This is a genomic window from Streptomyces sp. NPDC041122 (assembly GCF_055592445.1).
Map to the genome: position 1 here is coordinate 140,394 of NZ_JBVIYQ010000008.1, position 19,817 is coordinate 160,210.

Consider the following 19,817-nt stretch of genomic DNA (forward strand, 5'->3'; position numbering starts at 1 on the left):
CGGTCCGCCTCTGCTCGGTGACGCGGGCGCACGGTGGGCGGCGGCGCCCGCCGCGTGGGGGAGGCCAGTCTTCACGGGGTGCGGGGCGCGGCGGCAGCCGGGAACCGGCCAGCCGCCACCGGCCCTCCGGGGCCGAACCGCCGCCGGTAGCCGGACGGGCTGAGCCCCGTCTCGCGGCGCAGCCGGGCCCGCAGATTGGCCGCGGTGCCCAGGCCGCTGCGGCGCGCGACCACGTCGAGGCGTTCCTCGCCGCGCTCGATGAGTCGGCAGGCCAGCGCCACGCGTTCACCGGTCAGCCAGGCCAGTGGGGTCGTGCCGAGCTGGGCGCGGAAGCGGCGGTGCAGGGTCGCGGGGCTGACCCCGGCGCGGGCCGCGAGGCCGGCCACCGTGAGGGATGCGGCGAGCTGCCCCTGCGCCCAGGCGAGAACCGGCGCGAGGGAGTCGTCCGGCACCGCGGGCACGGGCCGCTCGATGAACTGCCGCTGCCCGCCGTCCCGGTGGGCGGCGAACACGAGCCGCCTGCTCACGGAGTTGGCGACCTCGGCCCCGAAGTCCTTGCGCACGAGGTGCAGCCCCAGGTCGAGTGCGGCCGAACTGCCCGCCGCGGTGAGGATGTCGCCGTCGTCCACGAACAGTACGTCGGGTTCGAGCTGCACGGCCGGAAACCGCTCCCGGAAGGAGCGGGCCCACTGCCAGTGCGTGGAGGCACGCCGGCCGTCGAGCACACCGGACTCGGCGAGCGCGAAGGCGCCGGTGCAGAAGCTCACGATCCGGGCCCCGCGCGCGTGCGCCCGCCTGACGGCGGCCAGGACGTCCGGGGCGCGCGGCACGGTGTGGTCGGGCCGCCCCGGCATGATCAGCGTGTCCGCGGTGTCCGCGGCCTCGAGCCCCGGCACGCCGGTGAGGGTGAAGAAGCCGTGGTTCATGCGGACCTCGGGCCGCGTGGTGCACAGCACGACCTCGTACAGGGCGCCCGGCAGGCCGAGTTCGGGCCGCGGGAGGCCGAAGACCTCGGTGGCGACGCCGACTTCGAAGGGGTTGGTGCCCTCGTCGACGACGACCACGACGCGATGCGCACGCCGTCCGGCGGGGGGTTGCGAGGATTCTTGCGCCATGTGCGATTTCTAGCACTCGTACCGGGTGCGGGCACAGCCGAGGATCGACCCATGACCAGCGAACCGATCAGTGAACCGATCCCCCTCGACCAGGCCCTTGCCTCCTTCGACGCCCTGTGGAGCCCCCGCATCGTCACCGCCGTCAACGACTACGACGTCCGCGTCGCCAAGGTCGAGGGCGAGCACGTCTGGCACGTCCACGACGACACCGACGAGTTCTTCCTCGTCCTCGACGGCCGGCTCCACATCGACCTGCGCGAGCCGTCCGGGGAGCGCCGGGTGATCCTGCCGCGGGGCTCGGTCTTCACGGTGCCGCGCGGCACCGAACACCGCCCCTCCGCCCCCGAGGGCGCCCACATCCTGCTCTTCGAACCCACCGGCACCTCCACCGTGGGTGACCGCCACGAGGCCGTCCCGGCTCACGTGGACGTGACGACGGGCCACCCGCTCGGGTAGGCCCGCCCCGGGCTCGCCGCGTCAGAAGTGCGTGAAGAACGGGCCGTTCGGCGCGAAGAACGCGCAAGGAGCGGCCCGGCCGTGCGGAACGGGGCCGAACCTGGGCGGACCCGCCGAGCGCGCCGGCCCCGTCCACCCGGCGCGCCCGGCACCCGCACGCCCGCGGCGCCCGGCTCCTCCCTCGACCAGAGGCGGGCCCGCGCCGCCGGGCCCGTGCCCCGGTCCGGGGCCCAGAAGGAGCACGCGCATGGCCGTCCTGACCACCGAACCGGGGGCCGGTCCCCGCGACGCGGAGCCGCCCGACGCCGGTGAACGCCACCGGCTCACCGCCGTCACCGGCCTGGCCGCGCTCTCCCTGGACGCGATGGCCTCCGTCGCCTACGGCCCCGAGGCGATCGTGCTCGTGCTGGCCGCGGCCGGCGGCCACGGACTCGGCTTCACGCTGCCCGTCACCCTCGCCATCGCCGCGCTCCTCGCCGTCCTCGTCGCCTCCTACCGCCAGGTGATCGCCGCCTTCCCCGACGGCGGCGGCTCCTACGCCGTGGCCAAGACCCACCTCGGCCGCCGCACCAGCCTGGTCGCCGCCGCATCCCTGATCCTCGACTACGTCCTGAACGTCGCGGTCGCCGTCACCGCCGGCGTCGCCGCCCTCACCTCGGCCTTCCCCGCGCTGTACGGCGACCGGCCGTGGATCTGCCTGGCCGTGCTCGCCCTGATCACCGGCCTCAACCTGCGCGGCATCGTCGACTCCGCGCGCGCGTTCGTGGTCCCCACCGCCGTCTTCGTCCTCGCGATCCTCACGCTCGTCGCCGTCGGCCTCTTCCGCTCCGCGCCGGTCAGCACCGCGGCCGCCGCCGGCCACGCCTCCGTCGTCGCGGACAACGCCACGACCGTCGGTGCCCTGCTCCTGCTGAAGGCCTTCGCCGCCGGCTGCTCCGCGCTCACCGGCGTCGAGGCCATCGCCAACGCCGTGCCGTCCTTCCGCGCCCCGCGGGCCCGGCGCGCCCAGCACGCGGAGGCGGCGCTCGGCGCGGTCCTCGGCGTCATGCTGATCGGCCTCGCCGTCCTGATCTCGCGCTTCCACCTGCAGCCGGTCGAGGGCGTCACCGTCCTCGCCCAGCTCGCCGACGCCTCCCTCGGCCACAACGGGGCCTTCTACGTCATCCAGTTCGCCACCATGACGCTGCTCGCCCTCTCCGCGAACACCTCCTTCGGCGGCCTCCCGGTCCTGCTGAAGCTGCTCGCCCGCGACAACTACCTGCCGCACGTCTTCGCCCTGCGCGCCGACCGCCAGGTCCACCGGTACGGCGTCCTCACGCTCGCCGCGCTCTCGGCCGTCCTGCTCGTCCTCTCCGGCGGGGACACCAACACCCTCGTCCCGCTCTTCGCGATCGGCGTCTTCGTCGGCTTCACCGTCGCCCAGGCCGGCATGGTCGTCCACTGGCGCGGCGAGCGCGGCCCCGGATGGCGCGGCAGGGCCGTCCTCAACGGGCTCGGCGCGCTCCTCACCGGTGTCTGCGCGGTGGTCGTCACCGCCACCAAGTTCCACGACGGCGCCTGGCTGATCGTGCTCGCGCTGCCGCTGCTGGTCGCCGCCTTCGAGACGGTCCACCGCGCCTACGCCCGTATCGGCGAGCGCCTGGGCCTCGGCCGGATTCCCGAAGGACCGCGCCGCCGGCGCTCGGTCGTCGTGGTCCCCGTCTCCTCCCTGACCAAGCTGACCAGCGAGGCTCTCACCACCGCCGTGTCGCTGGGCGACGAGGTGCGCGCGGTGACCGTCTGCCACCCCGACCCCGAGGACCGCGCCCAGGCCGAGGCCCTCGAACGGGACTGGGCGCTGTGGAACCCCGGCGTCGACCTGATCCGCCTGCCCAGCGAACGCCGCACCCTGGGCCGTCCCGTCGCCGCGTACGTCCACGCCCTGGAGAGCGCCGCACCGGACACCCGCGTGACCGTCCTCATCCCCGAGGTGGAGCCGGCCCGCGCCTGGCAGCGGATCCTGCAGAACCAGCGGGGCGCGGTCGTCGCCCACGCCGTGCGACGCGGCACCAACGCCGCCGTCTGCCGCCTGCGCCTGCGCGTTTGCGCTGGTAGGAGCTAATTTCCCGGCCTCGGGCGAGGGATCTGCGGCCCGGCCGTAAGAGAGCCGTCAAGACCGCTCGGGGCGCCGTATGGAGGTCGTCAACGACGGCTGCGGAGGGCCGAAACGGCGGTTTCCTCTAAGCGTCCGAGCAAGTAATTCACTCATCCACTTCCTTCAGGAGCTCACGATGGCCGACCTGGCCTTCGTCGTCACCACGATCGCGGTCTTCGCGCTGGTGGCACTCGTCGCCAAGGGGGTGACGAAGCTGTGACCGCCGAGAACATCGTCGGCCTCGTCGTGGCCGTCGCCCTGCTGGGCTATCTCGTCCTCGCCCTCGTCTTCCCGGAGAGGTTCTGAGCACGACATGAGCCCCGTCCTCGCTGGCGTGCTCCAGCTCCTCGCCCTGACCGCGGCGCTCGCCCTGGTCCATCGCCCGCTGGGCGACTACATGGCCCGCGTCTACTCCTCGAAGAAGCACCTCCGCGTCGAGAAGTGGATCTACAAGGCCATCGGCGCCGACCCCGACACACAGATGCGCTGGCCCGCCTACCTGCGCGGGGTCCTCGCCTTCTCCGCGGCGGGCGTCCTCTTCCTCTATCTGCTCCAGCGGCTCCAGGGCTCGCTGCCGGGCTCGCTCGGCTTCCGGTCCATCGATCCGGACCAGGCGTTCAACACCGCCGCGTCCTTCGTGGCCAACACCAACTGGCAGTCGTACTCCGGCGAACAGGCCATGGGCCACGTCGTGCAGACCGGCGGCCTCGCCGTGCAGAACTTCGTCTCGGCGGCCGTGGGGATCGCCGTGGCGGTCGCTCTCGTACGGGGATTCGGGGCCGTCCGCGCCGGAGGGAGCCCCGCCCGCGCCGGTGAACTCGGCAACTTCTGGGCCGACCTGGTGCGCGGCACCGTCCGCGTCCTGCTGCCCATCGCGCTCGTCGGCGCCCTCGTCCTGGTCGCCTGCGGCGCCATCCAGAACTTCGCCGGCATCCACGAGGTCGGCCAGTTCATGGGCGGTACCCAGCAGTGGAACGGCGGGGCGGTCGCCTCCCAGGAGGTCATCAAGGAGCTGGGCACCAACGGCGGCGGCTACTTCAACGCCAACTCCGCCCACCCCTTCGAGAACCCCAACCCCATATCGAACCTCTTCGAGATCTTCCTGATCCTCGTCATCCCCTTCGCGCTGACCCGCACCTTCGGCCGGATGGTCGGCTCGCTGCGGCAGGGCTACGCGATCCTCGCGACGATGGCGACCATCTGGCTCGGCTTCACCGTGCTGATGATGTGGACCGAGTTCCACCACGGCGGCCCGGCGTTCGACCTGGCCGGCGGGGCGATGGAGGGCAAGGAGACCCGGTTCGGGATCGGCGGGTCGTCGATCTTCGCGGTGGCCACCACGCTCACCTCCACCGGCGCCGTGAACTCCTTCCACTCCTCCTACACCGGCTTCGGCGGCGGCATCGAGATGCTCGGCATGCAGCTCGGCGAGATCGCGCCCGGCGGCACCGGATCCGGCCTCTACGGCATGCTGATCATGGCGATCATCGCGGTGTTCATCGCGGGCCTGATGGTCGGGCGCACCCCGGAGTACCTGGGCAAGAAGATCGGCACCCGCGAGATCAAGCTGGCGGCCTGCTACCTCCTGGTCACCCCGGCGCTGGTCCTCGGCTTCACGGCCGTCGCGATGGCGCTGCCCACCCCGGGCGACTCGATGACCAACTCCGGAGCGCACGGCTTCTCCGAGATCCTGTACGCCTACACGTCCGGCGCCAACAACAACGGCTCGGCCTTCGCGGGCCTGAACGCCGACACGCAGTGGTTCAACACCACCCTCGGCCTCGCGATGCTGCTCGGCCGCTTCCTGCCGATGGTGTTCGTCCTCGCGCTCGCCGGATCGTTCGCCGAACAGAAGCCGATCCCGGTCACCGCGGGCACCCTGCGTACCGAAAAACCGCTGTTCACCGGGTTGTTGGTCGGCACCATCATGATCATCACCGGTCTCACCTACTTCCCCGCGCTCGCGCTGGGACCGCTTGCCGAGGGGCTGGCGTCATGAGCACTCACACCACGAAGCACGAGCGGGACGACCGGCCCACCGGCGCGGTCGCCACCCAGGAACCCGCCCCCCACCGGGCGGCCCCCGCCGACCGCGCGAGCGCCGACGCCGGCAAGGTCGGCGCGGGCCTCTTCGACCCGGCCCAGCTCCTGAAGTCGCTGCCGGACGCCGTCCGCAAACTGGACCCGCGCGTGATGGTCAAGTCGCCCGTCATGTTCGTCGTCCTGATCGGCTCGGTGGTCACCACCCTCCTCGCCGTCAAGGACCCGGGGGACTGGTTCGGCTGGGCGATCACCGTCTGGCTCTGGCTGACCACCCTCTTCGCCAACCTCGCGGAGGCGGTCGCCGAGGGCCGCGGCAAGGCCCAGGCCGACACCCTGCGCAAGGCCAAGACCGACACCGTCGCCCGCCGCCTCACCGGCACCACCGAGGAGTCGGTGCCCGGCACCGACCTGCGCATCGGCGACCTCGTCGTCTGCGAGGCGGGCGACATCATCCCCGGCGACGGGGACGTCGTCGAGGGCGTGGCCTCCGTCGACGAGTCCGCGATCACCGGCGAATCGGCCCCCGTCATCCGCGAGTCCGGCGGCGACCGCTCGGCCGTCACCGGCGGTACGAGGGTGCTCTCCGACCGCGTCGTCATCAAGATCACGACGAAGCCCGGCGAGACGTTCATCGACCGCATGATCAACCTGGTCGAGGGCGCCGCCCGGCAGAAGACGCCCAACGAGGTCGCGCTGAACATCCTCCTCGCCTCCCTCACCATCGTCTTCCTGCTCGCCGTCGTCACCCTCAAGCCCTTCGCCATCTACGCGGGCGCCGACGACCAGACCTCGATGATCGTGCTGACCGCGCTCCTGGTCTGCCTGATCCCGACGACCATCGGCGCCCTGCTCTCCGCGATCGGCATCGCCGGCATGGACCGCCTGGTCCAGCGCAACGTCCTCGCCATGTCCGGCAGGGCGGTCGAGGCCGCGGGCGACGTCTCGACCCTGCTGCTCGACAAGACCGGCACCATCACCCTCGGCAACCGCCGGGCGGCGGAGTTCGTGCCGGTGCGCGGCACCACCGCGGCCGAACTCGCCGACGCCGCCCAGCTCTCCTCGCTGGCCGACGAGACGCCCGAGGGCCGCTCCGTCGTCGTACTCGCCAAGGAGAAGTACGGGCTGCGCGAGCGGCACCAGGGGGAGCTGACCGGTGCCGAGTGGGTGCCGTTCACGGCGCAGACCCGGATGTCCGGCGTCGACGTGGACGGCCGCAAGGTGCGCAAGGGCGCGACCGGTTCGGTCATCGCCTGGGTCGAGGAACGCGGGGGAGCCGTCGCCGACGACGCCCGGGAACTCAACGACACGATCTCCCAGGCCGGCGGCACGCCGCTGCTGGTGGCCCTGGAAGACGCCGACGGCGCCCGGGTCCTCGGGGTGATCCACCTCAAGGACGTCGTCAAGGAGGGCATGCGCGAACGCTTCGACGAGCTGCGCCGCATGGGCATCAAGACCATCATGATCACCGGAGACAACCCGCTCACCGCCAAGGCCATCGCGGACGAGGCGGGCGTGGACGACTTCCTCGCCGAGGCCACGCCCGAGGACAAGATGGCGCTCATCAAGCGCGAGCAGGCCGGCGGCAAGCTGGTCGCGATGACCGGCGACGGCACCAACGACGCCCCTGCGCTCGCCCAGGCCGACGTCGGCGTCGCGATGAACACGGGCACGTCGGCCGCCAAGGAGGCCGGCAACATGGTCGACCTCGACTCCAACCCGACCAAGCTCATCGAGATCGTCGAGATCGGCAAGCAGCTCCTCATCACCCGGGGCGCGCTCACGACCTTCTCGATCGCCAACGACGTCGCGAAGTACTTCGCGATCATCCCGGCCATGTTCGCCGTCGCCTACCCGAGCCTCGACAAGCTCAACATCATGAACCTGTCGTCGCCGGAGTCCGCGATCCTCTCCGCGGTCATCTTCAACGCGCTGATCATCGTCGCGCTCGTACCGCTCGCCCTGAAGGGCGTCCGCTACCGGCCGATGAGCGCGGACCGGATGCTCCGCCGCAACCTCGGCGTCTACGGCCTCGGCGGCCTCGTCGCCCCGTTCATCGGCATCAAGGTCATCGACGTACTCCTCTCCCTCCTCCCCGGCATTGGGTGACGTGGTCATGAACAACTCCGTACGAAGCTCCGCCCGGCTGCTCGGCGCGGGACTGCGCGCCCTGCTCGTCCTGACCGTCCTCTGCGGCGTCCTCTACCCGCTCGCGGTGACCGGCGCCGCTCAGGCCCTCTTCCACGACAAGGCCAACGGCTCCGAGGTGCGTGCCGACGGCCGGGTCGTCGGCTCCGAGCTCATCGGCCAGCGCTACGACCTGCCGCTGAAGAAGGGCCAGGAGACGGCCGCGCCGGACCTGAAGTGGTTCCAGCCCCGACCCTCCAACGGCCTCGGCGAGAACAGCGTGAACACCCGGTACAAGCTGCTCCTGTCCGGCGCCACCAACCTCTCGGGTGACAACAAGGAGCTGATCGAGCAGATCAAGGACGCCAAGGCGGCCGTGATCAAGGACAACTCCACCGCCGGCCACCGCGTCGGCCCCGCCGACGTGCCCGCCGACGCGGTCACCTCCTCGGGCTCCGGCCTCGACCCGCACATCTCCCCGGCCTACGCCGACCTCCAGGTCCACCGCGTGGCCGCCAGGAACCACCTGCCGGTGGCGCGGGTGCAGAAGCTGGTCGACGACCACACCGACGACCGCGTCCTCGGCTTCGTGGGCGACCCCCGGGTCAACGTCCTGCAGCTCAACGTCGCCCTGAAGGAACTGACCGGAAAGGGATGACACAGACAAGGCCCCAGTCGCTCGACTGGGGCCTTGTCTGTGTCCGAGGGGACTCGAACTCTCCACTCGTCAGCGTGCACCCGCTGGCCGTCGAAGATCGTGATCGCCGGCGCCCGGCACCACTCGCCGGGCTGCACCACGGCGCGCTACGGCTACTCACGTAAGAACGGAGCCCGGAAGCTCGCCACCCGGAGCCACCGGGCTCGGTCTCGCCACGCCCGAGAAACGCAGAAGACCCCACGTCAAGTGGGGTCTCAGCTGGTGTCCGAGGGGGGACTTGAACCCCCACGCCCGATAAAGGGCACTAGCACCTCAAGCTAGCGCGTCTGCCATTCCGCCACCCGGACCAGGTGTCTGTCCTCGCGGGGTGTTCCCCGCGGCGACACAGAGAACATTACCAGGCTTCCAGGGGTACTCGATCACCCCCTGAGTCCGCTGTGAACTGCTGATGACGACCCCCGCCCGCCCTTGGGCGCACAGCCGCGGAGAGAGAGGATGAGGGGGACCACCAGCAGCGAATGCGGGAGGAACCAGCGTGAGCGGGTCCAGCACGGGCAAGGCCGTCACCGGTGAGGACGAGGTCGTCGACCTCTGTCGCGAACTGATCCAGATCGATACGAGCAACTACGGCGACCACTCGGGCCCGGGGGAGCGCAAGGCCGCCGAGTACGTGGCCGAGAAGCTCGCCGAGGTCGGGCTCGAACCGAAGATCTTCGAGTCCCACCCCGGCAGGGCCTCCACGGTCGCGAGGATCGAGGGCGAGGACCCGTCGCGGCCCGCGCTCCTCATCCACGGCCACACGGACGTCGTCCCCGCCAACGCCGCCGACTGGAAGCACCACCCCTTCTCCGGGGAGATCGCGGAGGACTGCGTGTGGGGCCGGGGCGCCGTCGACATGAAGGACATGGACGCGATGACCCTCGCGGTCATCCGTGAGCGGATGCGCAGCGGCCGCAAGCCGCCGCGGGACATCGTCCTCGCCTTCCTCGCCGACGAGGAGGCCGGCGGCACGTACGGCGCCCGCTACCTCGTCGACAACCACCCCGAGCTCTTCGAGGGGTGCACGGAGGCGATCAGCGAGGTCGGCGGCTTCTCCTTCACGGTCAACGAGAACCTGCGGCTCTACCTCGTCGAGACCGCCCAGAAGGGCATGCACTGGATGAAGCTGACCGTGGACGGCACCGCAGGCCACGGTTCGATGATCCACAGGGACAACGCGATCACCGAGCTCTCCGAGGCCGTCGGACGCCTCGGCCGGCACAAGTTCCCGGTACGGGTCACCAAGACGCTGCGGCACTTCCTCGACGAGCTCGGCGACGCCCTCGGCACCGAGCTCGACCCGGAGAACATGGACGAGACGCTCGCGAAGCTCGGCGGCATCGCCAAGCTCATCGGCGCCTCCCTGCAGAACACCGCCAACCCGACGCAGCTCGGCGCCGGCTACAAGGTCAACGTGATCCCCGGCCAGGCCACCGCGCACGTCGACGGCCGGTACCTGCCGGGATACGAGGAGGAGTTCCTCGCCGACCTGGACCGGCTGCTCGGCCCGCACGTCCGGCGCGAGGACGTGCACGCCGACAAGGCGCTGGAGACCACCTTCGACGGCGCGCTCGTCGACGCCATGCAGACGGCGCTGCGCGCCGAGGACCCGATCGCCCGCGCCGTGCCCTACATGCTGTCGGCCGGTACGGACGCCAAGTCCTTCGACGACCTCGGCATCCGCGGCTTCGGCTTCGCTCCGCTGAAGCTGCCCCCGGAGCTGGACTTCGCGGGCATGTTCCACGGGGTCGACGAGCGGGTGCCGGTCGACGGCCTGAAGTTCGGCGTCCGGGTCCTCGACCGGTTCATCGACGCCTCTTGACGTGACGCGGCCGGGGCCGATCGGAATCGGCCGCTTTGCGTGCTGAAACGACACTCCAACAATCGCCAGCGCGTACGTACTTGACTGAAAAGAGTGAAAGCAACCAGAGGCTCGTAGCCCTCTCACTTCCCCCTCGTTACAGGTGTGCAGTCCGCGGCTGGGACTGCATTGCCAACAAGGAGGAATAATGATCAAGAAGATCGTCGCCGCTGTGGCTGCCACGGGTGGTCTCGTGCTCGCGGGCGCGGGTATCGCCGCCGCCGACGCCGGTGCCCAGGGTGCCGCCGTGAAGTCTCCCGGTGTCATCTCGGGCAATGTTGTCCAGGTTCCCGTCCACGTGCCGGTGAACGCCTGCGGCAACACGGTCTCCGTGATCGGCCTGCTGAACCCCGCCTTCGGCAATGCCTGCGTCAACAAGTGACGTTGTAGTGCCTCACCCCTCGAGGGTCTGAGTCCATCGGCCCCGGAGTGCGCGCCACGCACTCCGGGGCCGACGGGCATTCCACGTCCGGGCACCCAGGTCCGGCGTCTTCGTCAAGGCAAAGGCAGGAATCAGCTATGCGACAGGTCACGCGCAAAGGCCTGATCACCGTGGCGGCCGCGACCGGCGTTCTCGCCGCGACCGGGGGCTACGCACACGCGGACTCGGGTGCCCGCGGCGGCAGTTCGGACTCGCCCGGCGTGCTGTCGGGCAATGCCGTCCAGCTTCCCGTGGACGCGCCGGTCAACGTGTGCGGCAACACCGTCAACGTGGTCGGCGTCCTCAATCCGGCCATGGGCAACCGTTGTGTCAACGGCTCCCACGGCGGCGGCCACAAGGGAGGCGGTCACCACAAGAGCGGCGGCGGAGCCCAGGCAGGCGGCCACACCAGCGACTCGCCCGGTGTCGGCTCGGGCAACAACATCCAGCTGCCGATCGACGCCCCGGTCAACGTCTGCGGCAACAGCGTCACCATCGGCGGCCTCGGCAACCCGGTCATGGGCAACGACTGCGCCAACGAGTCCGGCCCGTCGACCGAGCCCCACCACCCGGGCAAGCCGCACCACCCGGGTAAGCCGCACCACCCGGGTAAGCCGCATCACCCCGGAAAGCCGCACCACCCGGGCGGCCCGGACCGTCCGGTCACGCCGGGCAGCTCGCAGGACCGGGCCATCCCGAACCACCCGGGCGGGCAGCACGCCACGGAGCCCGAGGGGACGTCGCAGCTCGTGGCGCCGGAGGTGCCCACCCGGGTCGTGGAGCCGGCGGCGACGGCGCAGCTGGCCTCGACGGGCAGTGAGCTGCCGCTGGGCCTCGCCCTTCCGGCGGGCGCGGGCGCGCTGCTCGCGGGCGCCGTGCTCTACCGCAAGGCCCGGGCGAACGCCTGAGCCGGCGCCTCATCGCGAGGACACTGAACGGAGTGGGTCCGCCGGTCGCGGGACCCGCTCCGTTCCGCTCCGCGTCCTTTCCAGGTCCGCTCCGCCGCGGGCCGTCACGGCGTCACGGGGCGCGGCGGAGCGCCGTGACGCCCCCATTGGGCGGCTCCCACCGGTCGGCCCTCACCAGGTGGCTCTCACCGGTCGGCCCTCACCAGGTGGCTCTCACCTGGCGGATGATCCGTCGCTTCAGCCGCACCCGGCGGCTGCCGTCGGGATGCAGACTCAGGCGGTCCAACTCCCAGTGTCCGTACTCGGCGTGGTCGGTCAGCAGACGTGTGGCTTCCTTGCGGGTGACCCCGCGCGGCACATACACGTCGACAAATTCGTATTCCGGCATCGCATCTATTGTGCGGGCACGGGCCCGGTACGGATAGCGTCTGCACTATGTCTGATGCTGCGCAGCCCACCGCTGCCGAGGTACGCGCCGCCGCCGAGGCGGTCAAGACCGCGCTCGACCGCCACCTGGCCGCGGTCGAACGCAGGTCGGGCGAGGACGATCCGGCCGTCTACGAAGCGTTCAACGAACTCGCCGCCGCGGCCGAGGAGTACGACGAACTCCTCTACGACCGCTACGACGAGGTCACACCCTTCGAGATCCCCGGCACGGACGACGCGCTGCCGCCGTACCAGGGCCCGGAGGAGGCGAACGCGCTGAGCGTGCTGATCCGCCGCGACTACACCGTGGTGGAGTCGCAGCGGCTGCTCGCCCAGGCCCAGCGGGTCGCCGACCTCGACGCGGGCGGCAGGGGCTCGGGCGGCTCGGCCGACACCGTGCACAGCGCGCTCGGCGTCCTCTTCGGAGAGTTCGAACCGGACGAGATCTCCTCCCGGCACAAGGAGTTCGGCCTGGAGGAGGGCGATTCCACGCTCTGGGTCACCGCGGTGGACGGCCCCGCCGAGCCGGGGGAGTGGCTCGACGCCCCCTTCGACCAGGCGGATCCGCACCGGGTGGTGTGCCGCTTCGACGTCAGCGTGGTCTTCGACGACGAACTGGACGACGAGGGCCTCGAGGGACTCGACGGACTCGACGCGGACGTCGACATCGATCCGGACGTGGCGGTGCCCCTCGACGACATCGACGTCGAACCCGACGGCGACACGGAGTCCGACACGGAGTCCGACGCGGACGCCCGGCCGGCCTCCGACTCCGACTCCGACGTCCGGGGCGTGGGGAGAGCCGGTCGCTGACCGTCGCGCCCGCCCGCCGCTCCTCGGGGCGGCGGGCGCGCACTGCGGGCGGGGGCACGGCGGGTGAGCGGGCGGCTCAGGTCGTCGCGGCGGACACCTGCGGGCGCAGCAGCGTCTGCAGCCGCGTCGTACGGTCCTTCCAGAGGCGCTCCGCCACCGCGCGCGGCAGCGCCTGCTCCACGCCCTGCACGACCGACAGGTGGCGCTCACCGCGGCTGAACGCGGTGTAGACCCACGGCCGGGTCAGCAGCTGCGCCGCGTCGCCCGGCAGCACCACGACCACCGCGGGCCAGCGCAGGCCCGCCGCCTGGTGCGCGGTGAGCGCCCACGCGTGCCGCACCTCACGCTCCACCCGGTCCTTCGGTACGACGACGGGGGAGCCGTCGCACTCCAGGTGCAGGCCCTCCGCGTCGGCGCTCACCACCCGGCCGAGCGTCGTCCGGCCGGCCGCCGGGACGTGCGCGATCCGGTCGGCGGGGTCGAAGCCGCCGAACCGGCCGGGGCCGGGATTCAGCCTTTCCTTCAACGCGGCGTTGAGCGCGCGGGTGCCGGCGGCGCCGCCGTGGCCGGGCGTGATGACCTGCGTCTGCTCGGCGGGCACCCCGATCGCCCGCGGCACCGAGTCCGCGACGAGCTGCACGGTGCGGTGGATCGCCTCGGGGGCGTCGCGCACCGGGACGAGGACGACCTCCTTGCCGGGGGCCTCGACCTGGTTCAGCTCGCCGATCGCGATGCCGGACGTCAGCTCCCCGACGGGGCCCGGGTCCGGGGTGCGCGAGACGACCTGCGGGCAGCAGCGCGCGGCGACGAGGTCGGCGAAGACCCGGCCCGGGCCCGCGGACCACAGCACCCCCGGGTCGCCGCTCAGCACCAGGCGGGCGCCGTCCGGCAGCGACTCGACGAGCATCGCCGCGCTCTCCACGTCCAGCTGCGGCGCGTCCAGGACGACCAGGAGGTCGAGGGCGAACGCGCCGTCCGTGTCGCGGCCCGGCCCCTGCTCGCCGGAGAGCAGCCCCGCCACCGTCACCGCGGTCTCCTCCGAGCCGGTCGCCCGGGCGAGCCGACGGCGGCCGTCGGCGCTGTGGGCCGCGACGCACACCCGCAGGCCCAGTGACCCGGCGGCGGCCACCAGCGCGGCGGGCTCGGCGCGGGCCTCCTCGCCGCCGGAGTGCAGCACCAGGCCGTGCCCGGCGACCGCGCGGATCAGCTCGGCGGTGGACCCCGACGCCTGAGCGGCGGCGGCCTCCCAGGCGTCGGCAGCGGGGTCGGAACCGCTCTGTCCGGGGCGGGAGTTGACGATGCGGGCGAGGGCGTCGGCGAGGCTCTCCTCCGCCAGCGCGTACCGCTCGAGGCCGATCAGGACGCGGACGGGGCGCTCCGGCTCCTGGCCCTCCTCGGCTCCCTCGCCCGCCTCGTCACCCGCGGGTCCGCCGCGCGCGTCCTCTTCCGAGCGCTGGACCGGCACGTCGGCGCCTTCGACGGCGTCCTGGAAGACCAACGCGTCGCCCTCGGCGAGGGCGCTCTGCACGGCCGCGTCCGGATCCGGCACCGCGCGCTGCCCCAGGGCGGCCGTCAGCGCGGCGGAGTCGAGCGCGGTGTGCCCCGCGACGGCGGCCTGCTCCAGGAGCCACACCGTGACCGCGCGGCCCCTGCGCTCGTCGTCCGGCCCGCACTCCGCGCCGAGCAGGGCACGGGCGAACCCGTCGGCCTGCTCGGGCCGGACACCGGGGACCCGGAGCAACTGCCAGGGATCGGCGCGCAGGTCTTCCTCGGCACCCTCGCCGAGCGCGGCGGCCGTCGGCCCGGCGAGCGCGGGCGGCGCGCCCCCTTCGGCGAGCACGCCGCGGACCGCCTCGACGGTCTCCGTCGCGGGCGCCTGCGACGCCGCGGGCTGCTGCGGACGCACCTGCTCGGGCGCGTGGACCGGCGCGGGCCTGCGGGGCGCGGGACCCGACTCCGGGAACGCGCTCGCGACGGGCTTCTCGCCGCTCTCCACGGCGCGCACGGCGGCCAGCAGGTCGGCGGCGGTGCCGCTCAGCTTTGTGCCGGCCGCGATCGGTGCCTGCTTCGACGCCTTCCGCTGCTCGATGCGCTCCCGCAGCTCGCGCTGCGCGGCGATCTCGGCCTCGGCCTCGGACAACTGCTCGGAGCTCTCCCCCTCGGCCGCGCCCTTGCCGTCGACATCGGCGTCAGAGTCGGAGTCGGTTTCGGTCTCCGTGTCTGCTTCGGTTTCGGCGTCGGCGGAGACATCCGTGTCGTTGGCGTCCTCGACGGACGCACCGTCTTGCGCGGTCTCGACGTCCTGCACGGCCTCGACGTCCGACACCGTCTCGACGTCCGACGTGGCCTCGGTGACCGGTGCGGTCTCGTCCGGAGTGGGCTCGGAGTCCTCTGCGGCCCCGCCCTCCGGCGTCCCCGGCGTGGCGTCCTCCGTGGCGGCGGGTTCCGTACTCACAGCGTGCTCCAGTCGTGATCGGGATAGCGGTGCACGGGCGCCGACACATCGTCGAGCGCCTGGCAGATCTCGTCAGGAAGACTAAGGGTCTCCACTGACAATGCGGCCGTGAGCTGCTGCGCGTTGCGCGCGCCGACGATCGGGGCCGTCACTCCGGGGCGGTCGCGCACCCAGGCGAGGGCGACCTGGAGCGGGGTGGCCGAGAGCCCGTCGGCGGCCGTCGCGACCGCGTCGACGATGCGGCTCGCCGTGTCGTCGAGGTACGGCGCCACGAACGGCGCCATCTGGTCGGAGCCGCCCCGCGAGTCGGCCGGGGTGGCGTGCCGGTACTTGCCGGTGAGCACGCCCCGGCCGAGCGGCGATGAGGGCAGCAGGCCCACGCCCAGGTCGACGGCGGCGGGCAGCACCTCGCGCTCGACGCCGCGCTGGAGCAGGGAGTACTCCATCTGCGTACCGGCCAGGCGGGTGCGGGTGCCCGGCAGGGCGAGCTGCCACGTGGCGGCCTTGGCGAGCTGCCAGCCGCTGAAGTTGGCGACGCCCGCATAGCGGGCCCGCCCGCTGGTCACCGCTATGTCGAGGGCCTGCAGGGTCTCTTCCAGCGGAGTGCCGGGATCGAAGGCGTGCACCTGCCACAGGTCCACGTGGTCCGTGCCGAGGCGGGTCAGCGAGGCGTCGAGCGCGGCGAGCAGATGACCGCGCGAGCCGTCGAAGCGCCGCTCGGGGTCCGGCACGCTGCCCGCCTTGGTCGCGATCACCAGGTCGCGCCGCGGCACGAGCCGCTCCATCAGGCGTCCGAGCAGGTACTCGGCCTCCCCGTCGCCGTACACATCGGCCGTGTCGACGAGTGTGCCGCCCGCCTCCCAGAACACCTTCAACAAGTCGGCGGCGTCGTTCTCCTCGGTGTGCCCCCAGGTGAGGGTCCCGAGTCCGATGCGGGACACGCGCAGGCCGGTGCGGCCGAGATGCCTCTGCTCCATGGGCGCTGAGATTACTGGCCGGGCCCCCGTGGCGGGCGGGGCTGTGGACAAACCCGTGCCTGTGGAGAACCCGGTCACCCTCGACCTTCGCCTCCCCTTCGCATCCCCATCGCCTCCCCTCCGCCACTGACGGATCCGGCACCGCGCGCTACAGTCCCCGGCACAGGGACGTTACTCATGAGTACAGCGGTAAGGGGATCGGTCATGCAGCTCGGGATCAACCTCGGCTACTGGGGCGCCGGGATGGACGCGGACAATCTCGCCGTCGCCAAGGAGGCCGACAAGCTGGGGTACGCGGTCTGCTGGGCCGCCGAGGCGTACGGCTCGGACGCCGCGACGGTGCTGTCCTGGGTGGCGGCGCAGACCGAACGCATCGACATCGGCTCCGCGATCTTCCAGATCCCGGCGCGGCAGCCCGCGATGACGGCGATGACGGCCGCCACCCTCGACTCGCTCTCCGGCGGCCGGTTCCGGCTCGGCCTCGGCGTCTCGGGCCCGCAGGTCTCCGAGGGCTGGTACGGCGTGAAGTTCGACAAGCCGCTGGCCCGCACCCGGGAGTACGTGGAGATCGTCCGCAAGGCGATGACCCGCGAGCGCCTCAGCTACGAGGGCGAGCACTGGACGCTGCCGCTGCCGGGCGGCCCCGGCAAGCCCATCAAGCTGACCGTCCACCCGCAGCGCGAGCACATTCCGCTGTACGTCGCCGCGATCGGCCCGAAGAACCTGGAGCAGACCGGCGAGATCGCCGACGGCGCCCTGCTCATCTTCCCGGCCGCCGAGCACCTGGAGGACACCGCGATCCGCCATCTGCGCGCGGGGCGCGAGAAGGCCGGGAAGACGATGGACGGCTTCGACGTCGTCCCGACGCTGCCGCTGGCCGTGGGCGAGGACTCCCAGGTGGACGCGCTCGCCGACATGTTCCGGCCGTACACCGCGCTCTACGTGGGCGGCATGGGCAGCCGCAAGCAGAACTTCTACAACCAGCTGGCGCAGCGCATGGGGTACGAGAAGGAGGCCACCGAGATCCAGGACAAGTACCTGGGCGGCGACAAGGACGGGGCGGCCGCGGCCGTGCCGCGTCAGCTGATCGACTCCACCACCCTGCTCGGTTCCGTCGACCGCATCGCCGACCGGATGCGGGCCTACGCGGCGGCCGGGGTCACCACGCTGACGCTGGCCCCGGCGGGCTTCACGCTGGAGGAGCGGCTCACCGCGCTGCGCGCCGGCACCGAGGCCCTGGAGCGCGCCGGTCTCGCCTGACGCGCGGACGGGCCGTGAGGCCCCGCGCGCGAGGCGGAGGGGTGGGGGAGAGGTCTGCGGCCGTGGTGGGGGCTCGGGGGGTCTTCCCCGCCACGGCCGTCACGGGGAACAACGCGCCACGGGGCCCGTGGTTACGGCCTCGTGGCGGCGGCCGTGTCCTTCGTTCGGCGCAGCCGACCACTACAGCTGTTGCCCGACGGGGCACCTCGGACTTGAGTGATCTCTGCGAGGTTCTCGCACAGGGTATGGAGGTGCCAGTGATGCTGTCGGCCAAGAGTGTCTTCGGGGAGATCCTCGACGACGACGAGTCGTTCCGGCTCTTCTGCTCCATCGCCGCCAGCGGCGAATCGCAGGGCGGCTGGGAGAACGGCCGTATCGCCGCCCTCGTGCCGCCGGGCGAGCGCGCGCTCGCCCCGAAGATCGCCCGGCACGGCGCCGACGAGGACAAGCACGGCAGGATCTTCCAGGCGCTCATGAAGAAGCGCGGGCTGCGACCGGTCGACGTCCCGCACGACACCGACTACACGATGCTCCTGGAGAAGCACGGCATCGGCCTCGCGCACGAGCGCCTCAAGGCCGACGAGCCGCTCTCCGTGCGGGACATCGTCACCTACCTCGCCCACAGCCGGGTCACCGAGCAGCGCGCCTCCGAGCAGATGCGGCTGCTGCTCAAGTACTTCGCCGACCACCCGGACATCGGCCGCGCGGTGCGGATGATCTCCCACGACGAGGACAACCACCTGGCGTACTGCCACGAGGAGTTGCTCCGGTTCGCGTACGCCGGACACGGCCGCGCCATCCAGCGCACCCTGCACGCCTGCGCCCTCGCCGAGATCCGCATCTACCGCGACGTGAGCCTCGCCGTGATGGACCGCATGGGGCGCATCCTCCACTGGCCGCACGCCAAACGGCAGCTGCTCACCGCGGGCATCCACACCCTGTACGGCTACGAGCGGGCCGGCGGCTGGCGGCGGATGGTCTCCCTGAAGATGCCGGCCCGACGCGACGCCCTGGGCGGGCCCGCCGCACCGGCGCCCGAGTTCGCCTGACGTCCCCCGGCGAAGGCGCTACAGCCAGCCGCGGCGCTTGAACATCCGGTACAGGACGACCTCCAGGGCGGCCATCAGCAGGATCACCGCCGGATACGTCCACCACCAGTGCAGCTCGGGCATGTGGTCGAAGTTCATGCCGTAGACGCCCGCGATCATCGTGGGGACCGCCGCCATCGCCGCCCACGCCGAGATCTTCCGCATGTCGTCGTTCTGCCGCACGCTCATCTGCGCCAGATGCGCGGACAGGATGTCGGACACCAGCCGGTCCAGGCCCTCCACCGACTCGTTGACGCGCGTCAGGTGGTCGTTGACGTCCCGGAAGAAGGGTTGCGCCGACTCGTCCACGAAGGGCACGGACGGGGTGTAGGGGCCCGTTCCGGAGAGGCGGGCCACGGGCAGCGCCAGTGGCCCGGTCGCCCGGCGGAACTCCAGGATCTGCCGCTTGAAGGTGTAGATCCGCGATGCCGTGTTCCGCGACGAACTGCCGCCGTCCGGTGAGAAGACCTCCGCCTCCAAGAGCTCCAGGTCGGCCTGCAGCTCGTCGGCGACCTCCAGGTAGTGGTCCACGGAGGCGTCGGCGATCGAGTACAGGACAGCCGTCGGGCCGTGCTTGAGGACGTCGGGGTCGGCCTCCAGGCGGTGCCGTACGACACCGAGCGGCGCGCCCTCGCCGTGCCGGACGGTCACCACGAACGAGTCGCCCATGAAGATCATGACCTCGCCGGAGGAGACCGTGTCGCTGTCCTGCTCGTACACGACCGGCTTGAGGACCATGAACACCGAGTCGTCGTAGATCTCCAGCTTCGGCCGCTGATGGGCCTTGAGGGCGTCCTCGACGGCCAGCGGATGCAGCCCGAACTCCTGGCTGACCTCGGCGAACTCCTTCTCGGTCGGTTCGTGCAGCCCGATCCACACGAACGCGTTCTTCGCAGCCCGTGCCTCGTCCAAGGCATCGGAGAAGTCCTCGGGGCCCTCGGTCCGGCGGCCCTCCCGGTAGATGGCGCAGTCGACGATCACACGCGCATTCTTCCCAACCCGTCCGGGCGCCGCACCCCCCGGGCCGCTTAGGCTGAAC

At 71.9% G+C, this 19,817-nt stretch carries 18 protein-coding genes and 1 tRNA gene; 13 read left to right on the forward strand and 6 right to left on the reverse strand.

Features of this window, described 5'->3' with window-relative positions; genetic code table 11:
• Nucleotides 1-71: 71 nt before the first annotated feature.
• Nucleotides 72-1,115 (reverse strand): GlxA family transcriptional regulator, encoded by a 1,044-nt coding sequence (locus ACZ6B8_RS27315; RefSeq protein WP_471609001.1) that lies wholly within the window; start codon nucleotides 1,113-1,115, stop codon nucleotides 72-74.
• A 51-nt stretch (nucleotides 1,116-1,166) separates the two neighbouring features.
• On the opposite strand from ACZ6B8_RS27315, the gene ACZ6B8_RS27320 reads away from it, so the two are divergent.
• The 7 genes from ACZ6B8_RS27320 to ACZ6B8_RS27350 all read left to right on the forward strand — a co-directional run bounded on the left by ACZ6B8_RS27320 (nucleotide 1,167) and on the right by ACZ6B8_RS27350 (nucleotide 8,530).
• Nucleotides 1,167-1,571: a cupin domain-containing protein gene (locus ACZ6B8_RS27320; RefSeq protein ID WP_471609002.1), complete on the forward strand. Its 405-nt coding sequence runs from the start codon at nucleotides 1,167-1,169 to the stop codon at nucleotides 1,569-1,571.
• Nucleotides 1,572-1,818: 247 nt separating this feature from the next.
• Complete coding sequence (locus ACZ6B8_RS27325) at nucleotides 1,819-3,672, forward strand: APC family permease (RefSeq protein WP_471609003.1); 1,854 nt, start codon at nucleotides 1,819-1,821, stop codon at nucleotides 3,670-3,672.
• Between the two features lie 70 nt (nucleotides 3,673-3,742).
• Nucleotides 3,743-3,925 (forward strand): hypothetical protein, encoded by a 183-nt coding sequence (locus ACZ6B8_RS27330; RefSeq protein WP_471609004.1) that lies wholly within the window; start codon nucleotides 3,743-3,745, stop codon nucleotides 3,923-3,925.
• Entirely contained in the window at nucleotides 3,922-4,011 is a 90-nt protein-coding gene (gene kdpF, locus ACZ6B8_RS27335; protein WP_033264828.1) for a K(+)-transporting ATPase subunit F, read from the forward strand. Before ACZ6B8_RS27330 ends, kdpF begins: the two co-directional genes overlap by 4 nt.
• A 7-nt stretch (nucleotides 4,012-4,018) precedes the next feature.
• Nucleotides 4,019-5,704, forward strand: coding sequence for a potassium-transporting ATPase subunit KdpA (kdpA, locus tag ACZ6B8_RS27340; RefSeq protein WP_471609005.1), 1,686 nt, complete (start codon nucleotides 4,019-4,021; stop codon nucleotides 5,702-5,704).
• Nucleotides 5,701-7,854, forward strand: a complete 2,154-nt coding sequence (kdpB, locus tag ACZ6B8_RS27345; RefSeq protein ID WP_471609006.1) for a potassium-transporting ATPase subunit KdpB — start codon at nucleotides 5,701-5,703, stop codon at nucleotides 7,852-7,854. Before kdpA ends, kdpB begins: the two co-directional genes overlap by 4 nt.
• Before the next feature lie 7 nt (nucleotides 7,855-7,861).
• Nucleotides 7,862-8,530, forward strand: a complete 669-nt coding sequence (locus ACZ6B8_RS27350; RefSeq protein WP_471609007.1) for a potassium-transporting ATPase subunit C — start codon at nucleotides 7,862-7,864, stop codon at nucleotides 8,528-8,530.
• 259 nt (nucleotides 8,531-8,789) lie between these two features.
• On the opposite strand, the gene ACZ6B8_RS27355 is transcribed toward ACZ6B8_RS27350, so the two are convergent.
• Nucleotides 8,790-8,877, reverse strand: a tRNA-Leu gene (locus ACZ6B8_RS27355).
• 188 nt (nucleotides 8,878-9,065) lie between these two features.
• On the opposite strand from ACZ6B8_RS27355, the gene ACZ6B8_RS27360 reads away from it, so the two are divergent.
• From ACZ6B8_RS27360 to ACZ6B8_RS27370, 3 genes are all read left to right on the forward strand, one after another.
• Nucleotides 9,066-10,391 (forward strand): M20/M25/M40 family metallo-hydrolase, encoded by a 1,326-nt coding sequence (locus ACZ6B8_RS27360; RefSeq protein ID WP_471080430.1) that lies wholly within the window; start codon nucleotides 9,066-9,068, stop codon nucleotides 10,389-10,391.
• 187 nt (nucleotides 10,392-10,578) lie between these two features.
• Nucleotides 10,579-10,812, forward strand: a complete 234-nt coding sequence (locus ACZ6B8_RS27365) for a chaplin (protein WP_355810214.1) — start codon at nucleotides 10,579-10,581, stop codon at nucleotides 10,810-10,812.
• 137 nt (nucleotides 10,813-10,949) lie between these two features.
• Nucleotides 10,950-11,759 carry a chaplin gene (locus ACZ6B8_RS27370; RefSeq protein ID WP_471609008.1) on the forward strand — a complete coding sequence of 270 codons (810 nt, stop codon included), beginning with the start codon at nucleotides 10,950-10,952 and terminating at the stop codon, nucleotides 11,757-11,759.
• Nucleotides 11,760-11,958: 199 nt separating this feature from the next.
• Here the strand turns inward: ACZ6B8_RS27370 and ACZ6B8_RS27375 are convergent, their stop codons facing one another.
• Nucleotides 11,959-12,147 carry a DUF5703 family protein gene (locus tag ACZ6B8_RS27375; protein ID WP_127911640.1) on the reverse strand — a complete coding sequence of 63 codons (189 nt, stop codon included), beginning with the start codon at nucleotides 12,145-12,147 and terminating at the stop codon, nucleotides 11,959-11,961.
• A gap of 47 nt (nucleotides 12,148-12,194) precedes the next feature.
• Here ACZ6B8_RS27375 and ACZ6B8_RS27380 point away from each other — a divergent pair, with 47 nt between their 5' ends.
• On the forward strand, nucleotides 12,195-12,998 hold the full coding sequence (locus ACZ6B8_RS27380) for a hypothetical protein (RefSeq protein WP_471609009.1): 804 nt from the start codon (nucleotides 12,195-12,197) through the stop codon (nucleotides 12,996-12,998).
• A 76-nt stretch (nucleotides 12,999-13,074) separates the two neighbouring features.
• Here the strand turns inward: ACZ6B8_RS27380 and ACZ6B8_RS27385 are convergent, their stop codons facing one another.
• Together ACZ6B8_RS27385 and ACZ6B8_RS27390 are read right to left on the reverse strand one after the other, a co-directional pair.
• Nucleotides 13,075-15,453, reverse strand: a complete 2,379-nt coding sequence (locus ACZ6B8_RS27385; RefSeq protein WP_471609010.1) for a helix-hairpin-helix domain-containing protein — start codon at nucleotides 15,451-15,453, stop codon at nucleotides 13,075-13,077.
• On the reverse strand, nucleotides 15,450-16,430 hold the full coding sequence (locus ACZ6B8_RS27390) for an aldo/keto reductase (RefSeq protein ID WP_471080439.1): 981 nt from the start codon (nucleotides 16,428-16,430) through the stop codon (nucleotides 15,450-15,452). Before ACZ6B8_RS27390 ends, ACZ6B8_RS27385 begins: the two co-directional genes overlap by 4 nt.
• A gap of 204 nt (nucleotides 16,431-16,634) precedes the next feature.
• Between ACZ6B8_RS27390 and ACZ6B8_RS27395 the strand changes: the two genes are divergently transcribed.
• Both ACZ6B8_RS27395 and ACZ6B8_RS27400 read left to right on the forward strand, forming a co-directional pair.
• Nucleotides 16,635-17,690, forward strand: a complete 1,056-nt coding sequence (locus ACZ6B8_RS27395; protein ID WP_471609011.1) for an LLM class F420-dependent oxidoreductase — start codon at nucleotides 16,635-16,637, stop codon at nucleotides 17,688-17,690.
• 260 nt (nucleotides 17,691-17,950) lie between these two features.
• Entirely contained in the window at nucleotides 17,951-18,739 is a 789-nt protein-coding gene (locus ACZ6B8_RS27400) for a ferritin-like domain-containing protein (RefSeq protein ID WP_471080445.1), read from the forward strand.
• An 18-nt stretch (nucleotides 18,740-18,757) separates the two neighbouring features.
• Here ACZ6B8_RS27400 and corA read toward each other — a convergent pair whose 3' ends face one another.
• On the reverse strand, nucleotides 18,758-19,759 hold the full coding sequence (gene corA / locus ACZ6B8_RS27405; RefSeq protein ID WP_471609012.1) for a magnesium/cobalt transporter CorA: 1,002 nt from the start codon (nucleotides 19,757-19,759) through the stop codon (nucleotides 18,758-18,760).
• Nucleotides 19,760-19,817 lie beyond the last annotated feature (58 nt).